20 protein-coding genes are annotated in these 19248 nt (G+C 62.4%); 2 read left to right on the top strand and 18 right to left on the bottom strand.

The window, feature by feature from the left end; genetic code table 11:
- Positions 1–329 precede the first annotated feature (329 nt).
- Positions 330–566, bottom strand: a complete 237-nt coding sequence (locus NKJ72_RS20555) for a helix-turn-helix domain-containing protein (RefSeq protein WP_352479137.1) — start codon at positions 564–566, stop codon at positions 330–332.
- 168 nt (positions 567–734) lie between these two features.
- On the opposite strand from NKJ72_RS20555, the gene NKJ72_RS20550 reads away from it, so the two are divergent.
- Positions 735–1238, top strand: a complete 504-nt coding sequence (locus tag NKJ72_RS20550; RefSeq protein ID WP_352479136.1) for a helix-turn-helix domain-containing protein — start codon at positions 735–737, stop codon at positions 1236–1238.
- A 15-nt stretch (positions 1239–1253) separates the two neighbouring features.
- Here NKJ72_RS20550 and NKJ72_RS20545 read toward each other — a convergent pair whose 3' ends face one another.
- From NKJ72_RS20545 to NKJ72_RS20530, 4 genes are all read right to left on the bottom strand, one after another.
- On the bottom strand, positions 1254–2507 hold the full coding sequence (locus NKJ72_RS20545; RefSeq protein WP_352479135.1) for a CapA family protein: 1254 nt from the start codon (positions 2505–2507) through the stop codon (positions 1254–1256).
- Between the two features lie 77 nt (positions 2508–2584).
- Complete coding sequence (locus tag NKJ72_RS20540) at positions 2585–3391, bottom strand: transporter substrate-binding domain-containing protein (protein ID WP_352479134.1); 807 nt, start codon at positions 3389–3391, stop codon at positions 2585–2587.
- A 92-nt stretch (positions 3392–3483) separates the two neighbouring features.
- A complete protein-coding gene (locus tag NKJ72_RS20535; RefSeq protein WP_352479133.1) occupies positions 3484–4233 on the bottom strand; it encodes an ABC transporter permease in 750 nt (249 codons plus the stop codon).
- A 10-nt stretch (positions 4234–4243) separates the two neighbouring features.
- Positions 4244–4903, bottom strand: a complete 660-nt coding sequence (locus tag NKJ72_RS20530) for an ABC transporter permease (protein ID WP_352479132.1) — start codon at positions 4901–4903, stop codon at positions 4244–4246.
- Between the two features lie 306 nt (positions 4904–5209).
- Between NKJ72_RS20530 and NKJ72_RS20525 the strand changes: the two genes are divergently transcribed.
- On the top strand, positions 5210–6181 hold the full coding sequence (locus NKJ72_RS20525; RefSeq protein WP_352479131.1) for a LysR family transcriptional regulator: 972 nt from the start codon (positions 5210–5212) through the stop codon (positions 6179–6181).
- Between the two features lie 30 nt (positions 6182–6211).
- Here the strand turns inward: NKJ72_RS20525 and NKJ72_RS20520 are convergent, their stop codons facing one another.
- From NKJ72_RS20520 to NKJ72_RS20460, 13 genes are all read right to left on the bottom strand, one after another.
- The gene (locus tag NKJ72_RS20520; RefSeq protein WP_352479130.1) at positions 6212–6436 is read right to left on the bottom strand and encodes a DUF2274 domain-containing protein; all 225 of its coding nucleotides are present in this window, start codon (positions 6434–6436) and stop codon (positions 6212–6214) included.
- Position 6437: 1 nt separating this feature from the next.
- Positions 6438–7592: a TraB/TrbI/VirB10 family type IV secretion system protein gene (locus NKJ72_RS20515; protein WP_352479129.1), complete on the bottom strand. Its 1155-nt coding sequence runs from the start codon at positions 7590–7592 to the stop codon at positions 6438–6440.
- Entirely contained in the window at positions 7589–8644 is a 1056-nt protein-coding gene (gene trbG, locus NKJ72_RS20510; protein WP_352479128.1) for a P-type conjugative transfer protein TrbG, read from the bottom strand. Before trbG ends, NKJ72_RS20515 begins: the two co-directional genes overlap by 4 nt.
- The gene (trbF, locus tag NKJ72_RS20505) at positions 8641–9330 is read right to left on the bottom strand and encodes a conjugal transfer protein TrbF (RefSeq protein ID WP_352479127.1); all 690 of its coding nucleotides are present in this window, start codon (positions 9328–9330) and stop codon (positions 8641–8643) included. Before trbF ends, trbG begins: the two co-directional genes overlap by 4 nt.
- A 4-nt stretch (positions 9331–9334) precedes the next feature.
- Entirely contained in the window at positions 9335–10681 is a 1347-nt protein-coding gene (trbL, locus tag NKJ72_RS20500) for a P-type conjugative transfer protein TrbL (protein WP_352479126.1), read from the bottom strand.
- Between the two features lie 2 nt (positions 10682–10683).
- On the bottom strand, positions 10684–11010 hold the full coding sequence (gene trbK-alt / locus NKJ72_RS20495; protein WP_352479125.1) for a putative entry exclusion protein TrbK-alt: 327 nt from the start codon (positions 11008–11010) through the stop codon (positions 10684–10686).
- 11 nt (positions 11011–11021) lie between these two features.
- Entirely contained in the window at positions 11022–11780 is a 759-nt protein-coding gene (gene trbJ, locus NKJ72_RS20490; RefSeq protein ID WP_352479124.1) for a P-type conjugative transfer protein TrbJ, read from the bottom strand.
- A complete protein-coding gene (gene trbE / locus NKJ72_RS20485) occupies positions 11777–14224 on the bottom strand; it encodes a conjugal transfer protein TrbE (RefSeq protein WP_352479123.1) in 2448 nt (815 codons plus the stop codon). The genes trbJ and trbE overlap by 4 nt, the downstream gene beginning before the upstream one ends.
- A 10-nt stretch (positions 14225–14234) precedes the next feature.
- Positions 14235–14516, bottom strand: a complete 282-nt coding sequence (locus NKJ72_RS20480) for a VirB3 family type IV secretion system protein (RefSeq protein WP_352479122.1) — start codon at positions 14514–14516, stop codon at positions 14235–14237.
- Positions 14516–14848, bottom strand: coding sequence for a TrbC/VirB2 family type IV secretion system protein (locus NKJ72_RS20475; protein WP_352479121.1), 333 nt, complete (start codon positions 14846–14848; stop codon positions 14516–14518). Before NKJ72_RS20475 ends, NKJ72_RS20480 begins: the two co-directional genes overlap by 1 nt.
- Positions 14845–15828 carry a P-type conjugative transfer ATPase TrbB gene (trbB, locus tag NKJ72_RS20470; protein WP_352479120.1) on the bottom strand — a complete coding sequence of 328 codons (984 nt, stop codon included), beginning with the start codon at positions 15826–15828 and terminating at the stop codon, positions 14845–14847. Before trbB ends, NKJ72_RS20475 begins: the two co-directional genes overlap by 4 nt.
- A gap of 981 nt (positions 15829–16809) precedes the next feature.
- A complete protein-coding gene (locus tag NKJ72_RS20465) occupies positions 16810–17253 on the bottom strand; it encodes a CopG family transcriptional regulator (RefSeq protein ID WP_352479119.1) in 444 nt (147 codons plus the stop codon).
- Positions 17254–17257: 4 nt separating this feature from the next.
- Positions 17258–19243: a conjugal transfer protein TraG gene (locus NKJ72_RS20460; RefSeq protein ID WP_352479118.1), complete on the bottom strand. Its 1986-nt coding sequence runs from the start codon at positions 19241–19243 to the stop codon at positions 17258–17260.
- Between the last annotated feature and the right edge of the window lie 5 nt (positions 19244–19248).

The raw sequence follows: 19248 nt of genomic DNA, 5'->3' as shown, positions 1-19248 counted from the left end.
ATTTGTCCAAATGGCTGTTGGCGGCAATGACCTTCGCCGGCAGCGACATATTTCCCAGTGCGCCGCGCGTTCGCTTCCGCAGTGCGGCGAGCGGAAGCTGTCAGTCCGCTACCGGCCACGACCAGGCCAGTATTGGAACGCCAGAAGTGGCAACTTTCGGGAAGCACCAAGGAACGTGCAACACCCGAGATGGGGTCGCTTGCCGAACGGCAGCTATCTTCCGAGCACGCCCAGAACCGGACAGTCTCCTCCCGGCCCCAAATCAGCCGCAAGTCGATTGCTGCAACGGCTCATTCAACGCGTTCGTGACGAGCTCGCTAACTGGACATTCAAGCGTGAGGATCGATGAGCCGCACACCCTCGCCCCTCTGACCAGCAGATAAGAATTCGACGCCCGCTTTTGTCAGCGCCGCCTCGATGGCCTGCAAAGTACTGATCCGGGAATCGACCTTGCCATTTTCCAATCGGGTGAGCGCATTCAGCGACACAATTGCCTTGTCAGCGAGCTCCTGCTGCGACCAACCAAGCAAAGCTCGTGCGGCTCGAATCTGTCGTGGACTGTCCATGAGTCCACAATCGGCAGGCCGATTTTCTTTGCCACATATAGGGTTATTTTGAACCTTATAAGGTATATTAGATAGCGACTAGGCGTTCAGGTGGCATCGACAGCAGCTCCAGCCGCGCGATGCGACAAGTCCTTATAGGGGTTAGCAGAGGAGCATCGGGAGGCATCGTTGAAACTGCAACGCTCCATCCTCGTTCAGACTGGATCGAGACCAAAGAAGGCGAGTAGTCCTCATCACGCCGATCAGCATGTCGGCAAACAGATCGCGACGGTCCGCGTTCAGTCGGACGTCTCGCAGGGCCAACTTGCCCGGGCGATAGGCATCAGCTTTCAACAGCTCCAGAAATACGAGAACGCCAGCAACCGCGTCAGCGCATCGATGCTCTACGAGATCGCCAGCACATTGGGCGTCCCCGTAAGTCGCTTCTTCGAGGGCCTGCCGGGTAACGGCCAGAAAAGCGAGGAAGCGAAGCCCCTGCCCGTGGATGAACGGCTGAACTTCATCGCCAGCGCGGAAGGCCGGCGCCTGATTGAAGGGCTGGTGAAACTTCCTCCCAGAGTGCGTGGCCGCATCTCAGCCCTCATCGCCGCATTAGGGGACGAGTTGGCATTGGACGACGCGAAAAACGAAACGGCCGACGACTACGCGCCGGCCCAGCGCAAGACGGCCTGACAGCCATCGGACTTGTCAGCCGTACTTTCGTGCAGCGGGCATTATGATGCGGCCGGTGCACCCTGATACGGCGATATCGGTACCGAAAACCCGCGAACGGGTTGCAAATCCCTCAAGAATATCTCGCGCTGCGTTCCCGGTTGCGGCCGTGGGAACCAGTCTGCCCGTTGGCGACCCGATAGACTGAGCGTCCGCGCCAATGGCAACAGGGAGAAGCTCTACACCTTGAAGGCCTCCGCTCACGTCATAGCGGCATGCGGCGACGATGCTTTGCCAGACTTCCGGCGGATCCCATTCGTCTTCGTCGGGGTGCACGTGGAAAAAGAAGTTGCCAAGGCCATAGAAGATCGGCGAGCCATCGTAGATCTCCAGCGCTTGAAGCACGGGAGCGCCGTGGCTGACGAAGAGGTCGGCGCCGGCGTCGATGCAGGACCGGGCAAAGGTCCGCACCCAACGCGGCACGTCCTGCCAACCTGGTTCCCAATGGTGATGGTGCAGATAGGCGACAACGAAATCGCCTTGTGCCGCCGCCTGCCGGATAGCGGACAAATGGACGGCCGCGCTCTGAGAGTCGACCTCGACGATGCGACCGAAGCTTGCAGCTTGCGCAAACACCGTGCCGTAGAAATTGATCTCCTTGCCGCTCACCACGTCCGGCGGATCGTCCGGTTGCGCATGATTGGCGAGTTCGAGGGGGGAGCTTTGCAGATGCTCTCCAAGCCTTGCCAGTCTGCGAAAATGCCCGTCCGGCACCCCAAATTTTCGAGTGGTTACAAGCCGGTTGACGCCAGCTCGCGCCGGACGAAAAGCCGTAGCGTTCCCCGCATACATGTTGGTCGGGCCTGGGCCTGCATCAAGGGCAAGAAGCGCGACCTCGCGCGCCCCAAGCCGGCGGCGGCCCGGTCTGGCCGCGTCCGCCTCGTCCGTCCCAATCCCTGCATGCAGGAACCCGCGCGCTTCGACTTCCTCCAGGGTATTCAACACCCCATTTGGGCCGAGATCGAAAGCGTGGTTGTTTGCCAGCGCAAGCGCGTTGAAGCCGATTGCCTGCAACGCATCCAGCACCTCGGCCCCGGAATAGCCGAAATACTTGCCCTTGGTCGGCCAACCACCATGCTTTCCGAGGATCGTCGACTCGAAGTTCGTGAAGACGAGGTCGCCCTGCCCCAGGAAGCGGACAATTTCGGCGAACCGTTCGTCCTGGATATTGCGGATGTCGTGCGTGATCAGGGACTGGCCGGTCACAACCGCGCAAAAATGGTGTTTCATGGAGCTCGCCTTTTGGATTTGGGAGGTCGGCGCCGGCACGCGGCCAGCGCCACACGATGTCGAAGCCGGTGGCGCAGCTATTTCGCAACGGCCGGTGCGATGTCGGTCTTGAACCATTTGATACTCAGCGCCGTGAGCGTCCCATCCTTGGTGGCCGCGTCGATGGCCGCGTTGAACTTGGTGAGCAACTCGGTATCGTCTTTGCGCATGCCCGCGCCTACGCCCGGACCCCAGAGGCCGCCCTTCAGTTCCGGGCCGAAGAACTCCGCTATTGACCCAGCCGGGGTCTCCAGGAAATCCCGCCATGTGAAAAAGTCGGCAAGCCCGCCGTCAATACGTCCGGCGGCTAGGTCAAGCTTCAGATTGTCCAGGCTGTCGTAGCTGCGGATGGTCACGACATCGCCGAAGAGATCCTTCAGGACAGCCTCCGAGTTCGACGAACGCAGGACCCCGATGGCCTTGCCGCTCAGTGTCGTTCTAACGTGCTCGATGGCCGCTTTTTCCTTTTCCCCGACTGTCGAGAGGTTGACCCTCTGCTTGGTGTCGCCGGCGTCGAGCCCCAGTTCCTTGCGCACGACGAACTGGTTGAAGCCGCCCGCGTAGGGGACTGAAAATGCGATCGACTGCTTGCGCTTCTCGGTGATCGCCATGCCCGACATGATGACGTCGAACTTGCCGACGACCAGGGCCGGAATTATGCCGTCCCAGTCCTGCGCAACAAAGCTGCATTTGATGTTGATGCGGCGACACAGCTCGCGTCCGACATCGACGTCGTAGCCATAGAGCTCGCCATTGGCATCGGTTCCGTCCCATGGCGGCGAAGCGCCTTCGGTGGCGATCGATAGCGCGCGCTCGCCCTCGGCCCGGACAGGGAAGACTGACATAAATGACGCGAGCAAAACAGCCATGGCAAAGGGTATGCGCATAAGGCACCTCTTTCGTTTTGGTTGGTGGGAATGCAGCGAAAGCTGCACGGTCACGGCGTGGGTGTCGTGATCTCGGGTTCGCACAGCGCTGCCTTTGGTCGCAGCCTGCGTCGTGCCCCAGGCGGACCGTCAGTCGAAAGCCACTGTTCCAGCAATTGAGTTGCTTTCACGGCAACCGAGGTGAGCGACAGGTAGATCGCGCCGGCGACGATGAAGATTTCGAAGGGGGCAAAGGTTGCCGAAACCATCTGTCTCGCCATGCCGGTGATCTCGAGAAGCGTCACGGTGCTTGCGAGAGACGACCCCTTGATCATCCCCACGACTTCGTTCCCGTAAGCGGGAAGCGAAATCCTGAACGCGATCGGAAAGGTGACAAGGCGGGCAGTTTGCAGCCGTTTCAGGCCGAGAGCCGCGGCGGCCTCGGTAAGACCCTTGGGCACGGACTGCAGACCTCGGCACAGGATCTCAGTCGTATGCGCCGCGCTGTTCAGCGAGAATGTAAACAGGGCGCACCAGAAAGGATCCCGCAGGACCACCCAAAAGACGCTTGCCCGTACCGCCTCGATCTGGCTGAGGCCATAGTAGAGCAGGAAGAGTTGAACGAGCATGGGGGTGCCGCGAAAGACATAGGTGTAGGCCAAGACCGCGAGCGACAGGCTGGGACGCGCGAAAGCACGGATGAACGCCAGCGGCACCGACAGTAGAAATCCCGCAATCAGCGACAGCGCGGTCAGCGTCAAGGTGAGCGCCACGCCTGAGGAGAGCACCACCACCGCCTCGAGCATCAACTGGAGGTTCACAGCACTTCCCCTAGCGACCGAAAGCGGGGTAGCGCCGTTCCGCGAACCGGATCGACACCAGCGTCACTGTTGTGAGGCTGAGATAAAGCGCTGAGGCCGCGAGATAGAAGGTCAACGGCGCACGCAGGGACCCGGCACCGACAAAGGCAACGCGCATGATGTCGGTCAGGCCGACAATGGACACCAGAGCGGTATCCTTGAAAAGCGAGATCCACAGATTGCCATATGCCGGCAGCGCCAGCCGCGCCATTTGCGGACCGATGATGAAGGCCCAACGCTGCCAGGCATTCAGCCCAAGCGCCTTCGCCGCCTCTGTCTGGCCCGCGGGCACGGCGGCAATCGCACCCCGGAACACTTCCGTCGCATAACCGCTGAACACGACAGAGAGCGCGATCACCCCTGCGGTGAACGCATTCACCTCCACATAGCGGCCGACGACCATGCTGGCGAGCGTGGTGCCTCCAAAGTAGATGAGCAGGATAATGACAAGTTCTGGCACGCCACGAACCACCGTCGTGTAAGCCGTCACAACCCTTCCTCGCCGTGGCGAGGCCGCGCCTTTCGAAATGGCCAACAACAGCCCGAATACTGTACCGACAGACCCGCTGATAAGCGCAAGACTCAGCGTCACCGTGAATGCGAAAAGAAACTGAGCAGTAAAACCGTTCATGACGCACCTTTTTCTGCTCACAATTCAAGCAGATCGTCGCTTGTCCAGCGCTGCTATCTAAAATATTTACCTACGGTTGCGCGTTACTCGAGCGGTAATTTCAAGTTAATTGCGATTCTGGCATATCATAAACTCCAACATATCCAGATCAATCTATCATTTTTATAATTTACTCTATAACTAATTCTTATAGGATCGCGTTAGGTTCAAGCTGATGCCTAGCCTGGAGCTAGCCGGTTTGATCCCTACGGCCGGCAATCACCCACGCTTTGGCTCGAGCACGCGGTCGGAAAAGGAATGCAAAGGATGGAGTTGCTGCAAGGCGGCCTGAAGCTCCGGCAGTTGCAGGTCTTCCGCGAGGTGCTGCGGACCGGTTCGACAAGACGGGCGGCGATGGCCCTCGGGATAAGCCAGCCTGCGGTCAGCCAGCATGTGAAGCAGCTCGAGACAACACTTGGCATCACACTCTTCAAAAGGTCCCCGAACCGCATCGTTCCGTTGCAGGAAGCCTGGGAACTGCTGCGGAACGTCGAGCTCGCTATAACGTCCCTGGATCGACTGGAATCGTCGATCTTCGCGATGAAGAACGATGAAAAGCAGCGGATTGCCATTGCCGCGCCCTCCGTCTTCGGTTTCGTGACCCTGCCCAAGGTTGTGGCGATCATTCACTCGCAGACTGCGTCCAATGTCCGATCGATTTCGGGAAGCTACGATCAGATCGGGGAGCACATACTTGCCGGGCGGGCGGATCTCGGGATCTCAAGGCTGCCCCTTGATCCGCGCCTGTTTGAATGGGCGCCGCTGGGCTCGGCACGCAACGTATGCATCTTTCATCCCGATCATCGTTTCGCAAGGCAGGCGCGCATCGAGGCCCAGGACCTCGCAGGCGAAACGATCGTCGATATCGATCCGCAATTCGCCGCCCATCAAATGAACTTCAATGCCTTGCGCTTCGCCGGCGTCGAACCAGACATACTGGTGGAATTCGACTGCAACGGTCACGAAGCGGGGTATGTTTCGGCGGGCCTTGGTATCTCCATCACCAACGAGGTCATCGCGCGCGAGTATGCGGCGTTTCGCCTTGGCGTAAAACCGGTCGAGCCGTCCGCTCTCTATCACTACGTTGCGATCTGGCAGAAGGGCAGGACCTTCACCAACGCATTGAATGTTTCGCTTGAAGCGATCATCTCAGTCTTTGCCGCGATGTCTCCCGCAGCAGCGTCGCGTTCAAAAACAACTTCAGCCTCTGTTCCGGAAATAGTGGCCCCGCTGATGTAGGCGATCCCCTGCTTTGCGTCTTAGCCGGATTCAGGTCTTGCGCTCCTGCTTCGCCCTGGCAAAGCCTCGATCCGTCGCAATGAAACGCTCAAGCATTGGCACGATCAGGCGCAGAGGGTCGGCCAATGCCTGACCCGATTCATGCCCGAGTATCTCGGCATATCTGGACAGGTCGCGATGCAGTTGCGCCGGCAATTCGAGCGTGACCTTAACCGGCTTGTCATCGGCGATCGGCCCGAGTTTCAGCTTGGCCATCTCAACCTCCATAGGGTTCGAGAACGAGATCGCGGGTGACGACCACGCGCACGGTAAAGCCCGGCCTTATTGTCAGCGTCGGTGCGACATTGAGCTGGCGCTGAACGATTTGTTGGCCGACCTGGCTGAGGCTGTCGGAGGCACCGCTGCGAAGAGCCCGCACGATGTCGCTCTCCTGGCCTGAGGACCCTGTCTCGGCGCCGACACTCAGAATAGTTGTGAGTGCAGCCGCCTTGAACAATTCAGCCCAATGGTAGTCGACGCCGTCCTCAAGGCCGGCATAGCCTTGGGCATCAGCACCAGGCTGTCGCTCAAGAACGATGGAGCGGCCGTTTGGAAAGATCAGTCTACTCCAGACCAGCAGAACACGGCGCTGGCCGAAGCCGATCCCATTGTCGTACTGGCCAATGACCCGCGTGCCTTGTGGGATCAAAAGCGTCCTTCCGGTCGGACTGTCATAGATGCTCTCCGTCACCTGCGCGGTGATCTGACCGGGCAGATCGGAGCGGATGCCGGTTATGAGTGCGGCGGGGATGACGGCTCCGGCCTGAAGCACAAAGGGCGACGCGGGAGGCATGATGTGATCCGGCGCTACGGTGCGCCGATCGGCGGCCGCATTGAGGAAGGCTAGCTGACGATCCTGCGCAGCCGACTGGCCGGCCTGATCGGCAATGTCAGTGCCAGCCATGTTTTGGGAACCTGCTCCTCCAAGCGTTTCGGCCACCGCCGAGGCCGCCCGCTCTGTCTGGAAGAAAACACGGGACGTTCGGGCAGCCTCGTCCTCTGCCCGCCGACGTTGCTCAGCCTCGTCGACCGTGGCGGGTGCGACGGTCGGCGGCACCACCGGCTGCCCCTTGTTCTGGGCATCGAGCATCGGCCGACCAAGATCACCAGGCAAAGGCGGCCCAAGAACGGGGCCGGTGTAGTCGCGCGGCAGGTTGGCCAGTCCGTCGGCGGGCTGCCTGTTGGAAGTCGAGTAGAGCTCGTCGCCATGCGGGCCTGTTTCACTCGTCTGAAGCGCGTAGATCAGCGCGCCGCCGACGCCAAGCGATCCGACCAGGCTGATGCCAGCGAGCACCTTGCGCGACAGGCGGGTTACGCGCGGCGGCTCAGCGCGAAGCTGCATCGGTGCAGCACCGGGTTCGTTCTCGTTCATGACTCCTCTCCTCCCCTTTGCCGGAGTGTGCTTGTGTCGCTCGGCGTTGGACTGACGCTTGACGTCCTAGTTACCCTCCTGGTCCCGTCGGTGCGGACGAGCCTGACGGTCTGCTGCCGCTTGCCGCTGCCAAGCCGCAATTCGGCCGCGCCGAAGAGACGGTCGACGATCAGCGTGTTCTGGTAGACGCGGCTGTTGGCGATCTCAGCCTCACCGTCCGGGCCGATGACGAAGATGGGCGGCATCTCGCCTTGCACGATCCCGCGTGGAAACTCGACATAGACGCGCCTGCCGTCGTCATAGACGCTGACCGGCCTCCAAGGCGGCGTGTCGCCTGTAAGGCCGTAGCGGTAATTGCGTGCGCTAACGTCGGGAATAACCGGCGTCGCGGGGATCGGCCGCGATTGTCCGGCCGGCGGCGCGGGATAGGCCCAGGCCACGGCGGGCATATACGGCTTCTCGCCCGATCGCAGCTCGATCATGTAGCTACGTCGGTCGGTGGTGATGACGAGATTGGTGCTGATGTCTGCGCGCGAAGGCTTGACCAGCACATGAACGCGCCGGGTGACCCCCGCTCCGCTTTCAGTGTCGCCGATGATCCAGCGCGCGGTGTCGCCAGCCGCGATCGGACCTTCACCAGTCAGGCTTTCGCCAGGCTCGAGCCCAATGTCCGTTACCTGTCCGGGGGCGGCATAGACCTGATAAAGTGCTCCGTCACTCCAGGGGTATACCTGAATGGCGTTGTAATAGCCTTCTCGCCTTGGCTGGACCCGCGCGGCCGCGTTGGCGTTCTCGATGCGTGCCGCCGGGGTCCCACCGGCCGCGCCACCATGTGCCGGGACCCAGCCCGGTGGAACGTGTAACGGTTTGGGCTTCTCATCGGGAGTGGCAACCGGAGCAGCTGGCAAAGGCGGCACGGAGGCGTCGTAGCGGATCTGCGGCGGTTTCTGAGGTGTGGCGCAGCCGCCGAGCACGGAACCAGAAAGCAACACCGCAACAAGGGCGGACCACCCAGACGGACATGTTGCGACACCATGCGAAGGCCCATTCATTGGTTCATCTCCCGCGACCAGTTGATGGCGTTGACGTAGATGCCAAGCGGATTTGCCCGAAGCCGGTCGACGTCGCGAGGCGGCTGGATCACGGTTGTCAGGATGGCGGTCCATCGTTCGGTGGTGGAGAGCTGGCCGTTTTCATAGTGGCGCTCCGCCCAGGCGACGCGAAAGGAATCCGCAGAGGCGCGAATGACCGACGAGACGTCGACCGAGACTTGCTGCTTGCCGACCCTCGAGAAGGGGTCATTGATGCGGGCATACTCGTTGAGCGCCGCGGCGCCCGCGTCAGTGGTCCACTCATAAGCGCGCAGCCAGTTTTGGCGCACGACGATTGGATCGGCCGGGATTGAGCGGACCTGTTCGATGAAGCGAGCGAGATGCCAGGCCACTTGCGGGTCGGTCGGCTTATAGTCCGAATTGGCGGGCGCGAGTGCCTGCGCCTGTCCGAGCGTGTCGACCTGCACCACCCAAGGGACTACGGTCCCTCGCAAAAACTGCGACACAAGCGCGGTGGCCATGCCGGCCGATAGGATCAGCGATCCGAAGGCCATATAGCGCCAGTTTCTGGCCTGCACGCGAGCCGCGCCGATGCGTTCGTCCCAGACCTGCGCGGCCTTCTGGTACGGGGTCTCGGGTTGAGGTGTCTTGCCGTAATGGACGGCCGGCCGTCGAAAAATGTTCATGGGGTCAATTGCCTTCGGAGAGAGAAACGGAACTGCCGCTGCCGTGGGCATCGCCAGCGCGGACGGCGTGGGCCGCGGTCTGGACGCCGTGCGACAGGCGCTGGGACCGCTGCATGCGTTTGGCCCAGTCAGGGGTATTGTGTGCCGGCTCGCCCAGCCCGGCGGCGCGGGAGACGGAATGGCCGCTTGCGCGTTCGGCATTGCCCGCGACTGTCTCCGTTGTCACCATTTCACCGATCCCCACGGTGGCGGACCGTGGACCAGCGGCGGAGGTCGATTGCACAGATTCACTGGCACGTGCGGCGGCGCGCCTGAGCGGCGATTCATTTTGCGAAACACCTGCGCTTGCCACGCCGCCCAAGCCGGAAGCGGCAGCCGTGGCACCACCTTGGCCAGACAGACCTGCCTGCGAGCCACCACGCGCGATCGAGGTCCCTGGAGACAAAGCTGCGGACCCGCCCCGTGCTGCCAGGCCCGCGGCGCCGCCAGTGGCAAGCACCATGCCGCCTGCGGCCAGGCCTGTGCCGACGGCGGCACCCGCACCGAGCTGCGGCCCGCCGGAGACGATGCCGTTGGCAATGCCCGGGCCGAAGATGCCGAGACCGAGAAGCGACAATGCAGCCAGCACGATCGCCATGGCCTGATCGATGGTGGGGTTTTCGCCACCAAAGCCTTGTGTGAACTCGCCGAACAGCGTCGAACCGATCCCGATCACCACAGCCAGCACCAGCACCTTGATGCCCGACGAGATGACGTTGCCGAGTACCCGCTCGGCCATGAAGGCTGTCTTGCCGAAGAGGCCGAAGGGGATCAGCACAAATCCGGCGAGCGTCGACAGCTTGAATTCGATCAGCGTGACGAAGAGCTGCACCGCGAGGATGAAGAAGGCGAGCAGGACCAGCGCCCAGGCAAACAGCAGACAGACGATCTGGATGAAATTTTCGAAGAAGGAGACCCAGCCCATCAGACCGGAGATGGATTCAAGCAACGGTCGTCCTGCGTCGAGCCCGGTTTGTGCCACTTTGCCGGGTCGCAGCAAATCCTGAGCCGAAAACCCTGTGCCACTCGCCTTCAGGCCAAGACCGGAGAAGCTCTCGAAGACGATGCGGGCAAGGCTGTTCCAGTTGGAAATCAGGTAGGCGAAGACGCCAACGAACAGCGTCTTCTTGACGAGGCGCGCCAGGATGTCGTCATCGGCCCCCCAGCTCCAGAAGAGAGCGGCGAGAGTCACGTCGATTACGATCAAGGTCGTGGCGATGAAGGCGACCTCGCCGCCAAGCAGGCCGAAACCGCTGTCGATATAGCGGGTGAAAGTACCAAGGAATTGGTCGATGATGCCGGTGCTGCCCATGCCTATCGCGCCTCCGGCTTAGTCGTCTCTGGCGACTGCGGCGTGAGCGACTCGGAGGTCAAGCTCCCAGATCGTGCCTTGAACCCGAGGAAGCGATCGCGCTGCTCTGCCCACAAGCGCATGCAATCGTTGTCACGCAAGGCAGCCTCCCCGAGCCCCTGGCAGTGGCGAAGACTTTCACTCAGTGGATCCGGCGCCTTCAGTGCCGGCACGGCAGCTGCCGTGCCGACCGGACTTTCCTGCTTCCGGGTCATCTCCAGCGCGGTCGCCGTTACGGCGATCGTGACGAAGATGACGGCGACGATGCGCGCCACAATCTTGCCGTCCATGGTCCCAAGCCTCAGCGGTTGAACATCTGGGCATTGCCGGCCTGGTAGCCGGAGCCTGGGGTCAGGAAGCGGCGGCGCTGTTCGCGACCCTGTTCGGCGGCCGCGGCACGTTCCGCATCGGTCAATGCCTGAGCGCGGCCGTTGGCGGCGACAACGGCCGTGAGGTCGGCGAGCTGCTGGGCCTGCAGCGCGAGGAGTTGGTTACCTGCTTGCGCCGCCTGCAGCGCTCCTGTCGCGGATTGGCTTGAACTGACCAGGGCCGCCATTTGCGTGCGATTGGTCGCGATGTTTCCGACGACCCCTGCCTGGACGCGCATCGCATCCTGAAGACCGCCAACCGTGTTGCGCCAGCGCGAGCGCGCATCGGCAACGAGCGCCTCATCCGAGGCCGAGAGCGAGACGCTGCCGTATTTCTGCTGGAACATCTGGTCGACCTTCTGGACGTCGAAGGCGATGTTCTGCGCCTGGTTGAGCAGCTGCTGAGTGCGCTGCACCGACTGCTGCAATTGCTGAAGCGATGAGAACGGCAAGCTTGCGAGGTTGCGGCCCTGGTTTATCAGCATCTGCGCCTGGTTTTGCAACGAAGTGATCTGGTTGGTGATCTGCTGGAGCGATCTAGCTGCCGTCAGCACATTCTGCGTGTAGTTCGATGGATCAAACACGATCAAGGCATGCGCTGGAGTCGCCACCAACGGCGCGACCATCAGCGGCGACGCAACCATGACGGCGGCAAGCAGAAGGGCGCGCGAGCGATAAAGAGAGGTGTTCATGATCGAGGTTCCTTTTCGGCTCCGGGGATCAAGTTTGGAATGAGATCGGCGGCCCAGCCAACGTTTCGCGCACGCAACCAAGCGGCGAGAAAGTCGTCGCGACGGTATTCGGCATCGATGCTGGCGATGAGGGCCTGGTCCGTCTTGGACGACGCGGCGCAGAGCGCGAGGCCGATCTCGGACAGGCCAAGTTCGAAGAGGCGGTTGCCGCGCCGGGACTGGCAGTAATAGTCGCGCTTGGGGGTCGCGCGTGCCAGGATTTCTATCTGGCGGTCGTTGAGGCCGAAGCGGCGATAGATGGCCGTGATCTGCGGCTCGATCGCGCGCTCGTTCGGCAACAGCAGCCGGGTTGGGCAGCTCTCGATGATCGCAGGTGCGATTGCCGAATTGTCGATATCGGACAAGGACTGGGTCGCAAAGACAACGCTGGCATTCTTCTTGCGCAGCGTCTTCAGCCACTCGCGCAGCTGGCCCGCGAAGCCCTCATCATCGAGCGCCAGCCAACCTTCGTCGATGATGAGCAGCGTCGGCCGTCCGTCGAGGCGGTCACCGATGCGATGGAACAGATAGGACAGCACGGCTGGCGCGGCTCCCGTGCCGATCAGGCCCTCGATTTCGAACGCCTGGACGGATGCCGCGCCAAGATGTTCGGTTTCCGCGTCGAGCAGTCGGCCATAGGGGCCACCAATGCAGTATGAGCGCAGAGCCTGCTTTAAGGCCCTCGCCTGCAACAGCACGCTCAGGCCGGTGATGGTACGCTCGGCGATCGGCGCCGAGGCAAGCGATGTCAGCGCGGTCCAGATATGCTCCTTGGCATCGGGGGTAATGGGAACGGCTTCGCGCGCCAGGATCGCAACAATCCAGTCAGCCGCCCAGGCGCGCTCATAGGTATCGTGGATGCGGGCGAGCGGCTGCAGGGAGACGGAGGCCTGCGCGCCTTCGGTGAGCCCCCCACCGAGATCGTGCCAGTCACCGCCCATGGCCAGTGTCGCGGCGCGGATCGAGCCGCCAAAGTCGAAGGTGAAGACCTGGCTTTGCGGGTAGCGGCGGAACTGCAAGGCCATCAGCGCGAGCAGCACGGACTTGCCGGCGCCGGTGGGGCCGACCACCAAAGTGTGGCCGACGTCGCCGACGTGCAGAGACAACCGGAACGGGGTCGAGCCTTCGGTCTTGCCATAGAGCAAGGGCGGGCCACCGAAATGCTCGTCCCGTTCCGGCCCCGCCCACATGGCAGAGAGGGGAATCATGTGGGCGAGATTGAGCGTCGACAGGGGCGGCTGGCGGACGTTGGCATAGGCATGTCCAGGCAATGAGCCCAACCAGGCGTCGACGGCGTTGACAGTTTCGACCACGGCCGTGAAGTCGCGACCCTGGATGACCTTTTCGGCAAGCCGCAGTTTCTCGTCGGCTGCTCGCGGATCGGCATCCCAGGCCACGATGGTGGCGGTCACATAGGCCATGCCCGACATATCGGCGCCGAGTTCCTGCAAGGCCATGTCGGCGTCGGCAGCCTTGTTGGAGGCGTCCGTGTCCATAAGCACGGACGCCTCGTTGGTCATCACCTCCTTCAGGATCGCCGCGATGCTCTTGCGCTTGGCGAACCATTGCCGCCGGATCTTGGTCAGCAGCTTCGCGGCGTCGACCTTGTCGAGAAGGATGGCGCGTGTGGTCCACCGATAGGGAAAAGCCAGTCGGTTGAGATCGTCGAGCAGGCCTGGCGTCGTCGCAGTCGGAAAGCCGACAATGGTCAGCACCCGAAGATGCTGGTCACCTAGGCGTGGTTCGAGCCCACCTGTCAGGGGCGTGTCTGCGAGCACTGCATCGAGATAGACCGGAGTCTCGGGGATGCGCACGCGATGACGCTTCGTTGAAACGGTCGAATGCAGATATGTCAGCGTCTGGCTGTCGTCGAGCCAATGGCATTCCGGCATGAAGCCATCGAGCAGCTGGAGCACGCGTTCGCTGCGGTCGACAAAGGCGCGCAGGACTTCCTGCGGATCCACGCCGGACTGTTCGCGCCCCTCGTAAAGCCACCCTTCCGTGCGCGCTGCTTCCTCGGCAGGCGGCAGATAGAGGAGGGTGAGGAAGTAGCTCGATACGAAATGGATGCCGCCCTCCTCGAAGTCGGCCTTGCGCTCAGCATCGACCAGACCTGACGCCGGATCCGGAAACTGGCTTTCGGGATAGGTTGCCGCCTCGTGCCGTTGAGCCTCGACGAAGATGCACCAGCCCGAGCCAAGGCGACGGAAGGCGTTGTTGATGCGCGAGGCGACCGCGACCAGTTCGGCCGCGACGGCGGAGTCGAGATCAGGCCCGCGAAACTTCGCAGTCCGCTGCAAGCTGCCATCCTTGTTGAGCACGACGCCCGGTGCGACAAGGGCAGCCCAGGGTAGATAGTCGGCGAGGCGGCTGGCGCTGCGGCGAAATTCGGCAAGATTCATCATCGCGGCGTCCTCAAACCGACAGGTGACCGGGCATGCGCAGATGCCGGCGGCCAACTTCGAAAAAGAGTGGATCGCGTCTGGCGGCCCATACCGCAGTGGCGTGGCCAAGCGCCCAGATGACGAGACCGACCAGCCAGAGGCGCAGGCCGAGGCCGACCGCGCCGGCGAGGGTGCCGTTCAGGATCGCAATGGAGCGCGGTGCGCCCCCGAGCAGAATGTGCTCGGTTAGCGCCTTGTGCACGGGCACGGCCCATCCCGGAATTGCGTCGAGCTGTTCGAAAGCGGTTGCCATCAGATCAATGCTCCGCCGCCGAACGAGAAGAACGACAGGAAGAAGCTGGACGCCGCGAAGGCGATCGACAAACCAAAGACAATCTGGATCAACCGCCGAAAACCGCCCGAAGTATCGCCGAAGGCAAGCGTGAGGCCCGTCACGATGATGATGATGACGGCTATGATCTTGGAGACAGGACCCTCGATTGATTGCAGGATCTTTTCGAGTGGCTGTTCCCACGGCATCGATGAGCCAGACGCATGAGCGGCCGGAGCGACGATGACACTGATGGCCAGGGTTGTGGCGGTGGCAACGGCATTGCGGTAGGCGCGTGAAATGACGGCGGTCATGAATTGTCTCCTGTGACGGTAGGTTCGGCTTGAATGATGCGATAATCGCCGTCGGGGCCGAGACCCTCGACGCGTGCGAGTTCGGCAAGCCGCCGGGCTGAGCCGCGTCCGGCGAGCACCGCGATGAGGTCGATGGTTTCGGCAATCAGCGCGCGGGGTACGGTGATGACGGCTTCCTGGATGAGTTGCTCGAGACGGCGCAGCGCACCAAGGGCGGAACCGGCATGGATGGTGCCGATGCCGCCGGGGTGGCCTGTGCCCCAAGCCTTGAGCAGGTCGAGAGCCTCCGGGCCGCGGACTTCGCCGATCGGGATGCGATCGGGCCGCAGGCGCAGCGAGGAGCGGACCAGATCCGAGAGCGTGGCGACGCCGTCCTTGGTCCGCATGGCGACGAGGTTGGGTGCCGCGCATTGCAGTTCGCGCGTGTCCTCGATGATGACGACGCGATCAGATCCTTTCGCGACCTCGGCGAGCAAGGCGTTGGTCAGCGTCGTCTTGCCCGTGGATGTCCCGCCGGCGACGAGGATGTTGGCACGGCTGGCGACGGCGGCGCGCAAGGTCGCTGCCTGTTCCGTCGTCATGATTCCTGCCGCCACGTAGTTCGCGAGCGTGAAGACGGCGACGGCAGGTTTCCGGATTGCGAAGGCTGGCGCGGCGACGACGGGCGGCAGCAGCCCTTCGAACCGCTCTCCAGTTTCTGGTAACTCCGCCGACACGCGTGGCGAGCGGCCGTGCACTTCCGCGCCGACATGATGGGCGACCAGTCGCACAATGCGCTCGCCGTCGGCGACTGAGATCATCTCGTCAGTCTGGGCCAGGCCTTCCGCGAACCGATCGACCCAGATCCGGCCGTCCGGATTCAACATCACTTCGACGATTTTGGGATCGTCCAGGAATTGGCCGATGGCAGGCCCTAGCGCCGTTCGCAGCATACGCGAGCTGCGCGCTCGTCCTTCGGTCTCGTTGTGCGAAGCAGCCATTTTGTCCCCGTTTCGGTCGGGAACAATTCAGACGGTCCCCGGTCGGGGATGATTAAGAGAGTGGTATTTTGCGCCGCTGCAACAAGTATATCGGCGCGTCGTAGTATGGCGTGTAAATACAGGAGAACGGCGGGCTGCCCTTGCCTCATTCGGCAACGACCCGGTGATCGTCCTAGGGAATCGCAGGTGCCGATGTGCGATGGGCGAAAGCAGCATGGCCGAGGTCTGGAAGCAGTTGGGCAAAGTCGGATCAACCGCGATCGCTTCAACCATAATGGCTGTAAGGCCGCTGTGAGGTCATCCATCCTGACATGAATGCGCGAACCGTTGTGTTACGGTGCCATGGTGCTTAGGAGACCTGATCTAGCCTGCCCGGATGGAAGAGGAGGGTTCGCCACGACCACGATCAACCGCCGCGTCCTGCTCACCCGTTCGGGCAGCGCCGTCTTGGCCTCGGCTGTTGGGACAAAGGCCCTCGCCGCAGACCCGCCACGTGGGACAGAGAGCCGTCCAACCAGCTGGGAGCGCTGATTGAGGCGCACAAGAAAGCATACACAGCCTTCGGCAAGGCCGTCCGCGAAACGGGCGGCAACAGCCAGGATCGTGACAGAGCTAGCCGAACTGAGGAAACGGCGCTGCTGGCTATCTGTGCCTATGCTGCAGTCAGGGAAAGCGATCGCTTGTCCAAAGCCGGATATCTTCTAGAGATCGAGGCGCGTGGTGAGCTTGACCTGCCTGAGCATGTGCAGGCTCTTCTCCGCTCGACGATGTGGAACGGATAGGGAAGCCTGGGGCGACTAGATCACTCGAAGAGCGCCGGCTGACGTCGTTCCGGAGCGTTTGTCCTGGACGAGTTCGCAGCTGACCTTCTGGCCTCATTGAGGTCCCGCAAGCCGGCGCGGTCGACGGCTGACGACCCCTCTCTCGCATTTGACTACCTGCACCAGCCCTGGCGAGAGGCGGCAAGGCGAATGCCAAACGCTAAGGCTGCGTTGCAACGTCGTCACCGGGATTCATGTCTTCGGAAATCTCGTGCACCAGTTTCGGTCCCTTCGCCAGGCGCCTGCCCAGGGCCGTGACGAAGGAATCGTACCGTTCGGCGGCCTTGGCGCGCGCAGCCTGCGCGGCGGGCTCCGGCAAGGCCGGCGTTGTCGCCAGCCAGAAGCGGACGAACACGGCCAGGGTCTCGACTGCGATGCCGATATCGCGTTCCTGCCGTGCCAGGCGCCGATCGACCTGGTCGAGGCGTTTGGCAATTGCCGCCTCGCGACGCTCATCAGCATCCGGCGAGAGGAACGAGGCGATCGCGGCCTCTGCGATCATGGATTGGGGCTGATCGCGCCGCGCCGCATAGTCGCCAAGCATCGCCATGATCCTCTGGTCGAGATAGACGGAGATCTGCACTTTCCTTTTGCGAGCCGTCATGCGCTTACAGCTCCATTCCATCATCGGGGTCGAGTGAGACCTGCCGCGCCATGCCCTGCATGAGCCGGGCCAGGCGTCGATTGCGGGTGGCATCGTCGTCCCCGTCGTCGGCGGGCTCGATCTCGAACTCATTGTCGATTGAGACTGCTTTTTCCACGGCCCCTGCCCGCTCGAGCTCGGGTTGCAGGCGTCGGTCTGATTCCGATGGATCGCCATCGCTGTTTCCGCTCACAGCGGAAGCATCGGCGAGCTCAGGCCGGGTCGGTGGCGGCAGCTGGCTCCAGTCGCCACGATCGGTTGCTGCAGCCCTATCCAACTCTGGCGTCGGCAGGATGCGCGCGCGAAAGCGCGCATCTTCGTAGTAGCGCACCTTCTTCGCCCTGATTGGCGGCGCCCCCGCCACCATCACGATCTCATCGGCTGGCGGAAGCTGCATGATCTCGCCGGGGGTGAGGAGCTGGCGTGCGGTCTCCTGGCGCGACACCATGAGATGTCCGAGCCAGGGCGAGAGCCGATGGCCGGCATAGTTCTTCATTGCACGCATTTCGGTTGCCGTGCCGAGCGCGTCCGAGACCCGCTTGGCGGTCCTTTCATCGTTGGTGGCGAAGCTGACGCGCACGTGACAGTTGTCGAGGATGGAGTTGTTTGGACCGTAAGCCTTCTCGATCTGATTGAGCGACTGCGCGATGAGAAAGCCCTTCAGTCCATACCCGGCCATGAAGGCAAGCGCGCTCTCGAAGAAGTCGAGGCGGCCAAGGGCGGGAAACTCGTCCAGCATCAACAGCAGCCGGTGGCGGTTTGACTTTGTGTGGAGATCCTCAGTGAGACGACGGCCGATCTGATTGAGGATAAGGCGAATGAGCGGTTTGGTGCGACTGATGTCCGAAGGCGGAACGACGAGATACAGCGTTGCCGGTCGCTTCCCGCCGACGATGTCGGCGATGCGCCAGTCGCAATGGCGGGTCGCCTCGGCGACGACCGGATCGCGATAGAGACCGAGGAAGGACATCGCTGTGGAAAGGACGCCTGAGCGTTCGTTGTCGGATTTGTTGAGCAGTTCGCGCGCCGCACTGGCGATGACCGGATGCGGACCAGCCCCGCCGAGATGCGCGGTCTTCATCATGGCCGCAAGCGTCGATTCGATCGGGCGCTTTGGATCGGAGAGGAAGGCGGCGACGCCGGCGAGCGTCTTGTCCTGCTCTGCATAGAGAACATGGAGGATCGCTCCGACCAGCAGCGCGTGACTTGTCTTCTCCCAATGATTGCGCTTCTCCAGGCTGCCTTCCGGGTCGACCAGAATGTCGGCGATGTTCTGGGCGTCTCGGACCTCCCATTCGCCGCGGCGGACTTCCAGAAGCGGGTTGTAGGCCGACGATTGCGAGTTGGTCGGATCGAAGAGCAGCACGCGGCCGTGCAGAGCGCGGAAGCCGGCGGTGAGTTGCCAGTTTTCTCCCTTGATGTCGTGAACGATTGCCGAGCCCGGCCAGGCAAGCAGGGAGGGCACCACCAGGCCGACGCCTTTCCCCGATCGGGTTGGGGCGAAGCACAGCACATGCTCAGGACCATCGTGGCGCAGATAGTGGCGGTCATAGCGACCCAGCACCACCCCATCGCTGCCGAGGAGACCCGCAGCCTCCACCTCCCGCCGGTCGGCCCAGCGCGCCGAGCCATAGGTCTGCACGTTCTTGACTTCGCGCGCCCGCCACACCGACATGCCGATCGCGACGATGATCGAAAGGAACCCGCCGGACACGGCAATCAAGCCGCCCTCCAGGAAGATATCCGGAGCGTAGGCGTCATAAAAATACCACCACCACAACAGCGCCGGTGGATAATAGACCGGCAGCCCGCCGACATCGAACCAGGGCGGGCCAAGCTGCGCCTGGAACCCAAGCTTCCATGCGGTCCATTGCGTCGCAGCCCATACTGTTAGCAGGACGATCAGGAAGACAGTGAGGATCTGACCCCAGAGTATTTTGGTGGCCGACATCGCTT

The sequence above is a fragment of the Mesorhizobium sp. M0045 genome, from assembly GCF_040323385.1.
Taxonomy (GTDB): domain Bacteria; phylum Pseudomonadota; class Alphaproteobacteria; order Rhizobiales; family Rhizobiaceae; genus Mesorhizobium.
This window is presented reverse-complemented; position numbering and strand designations above follow the sequence as displayed.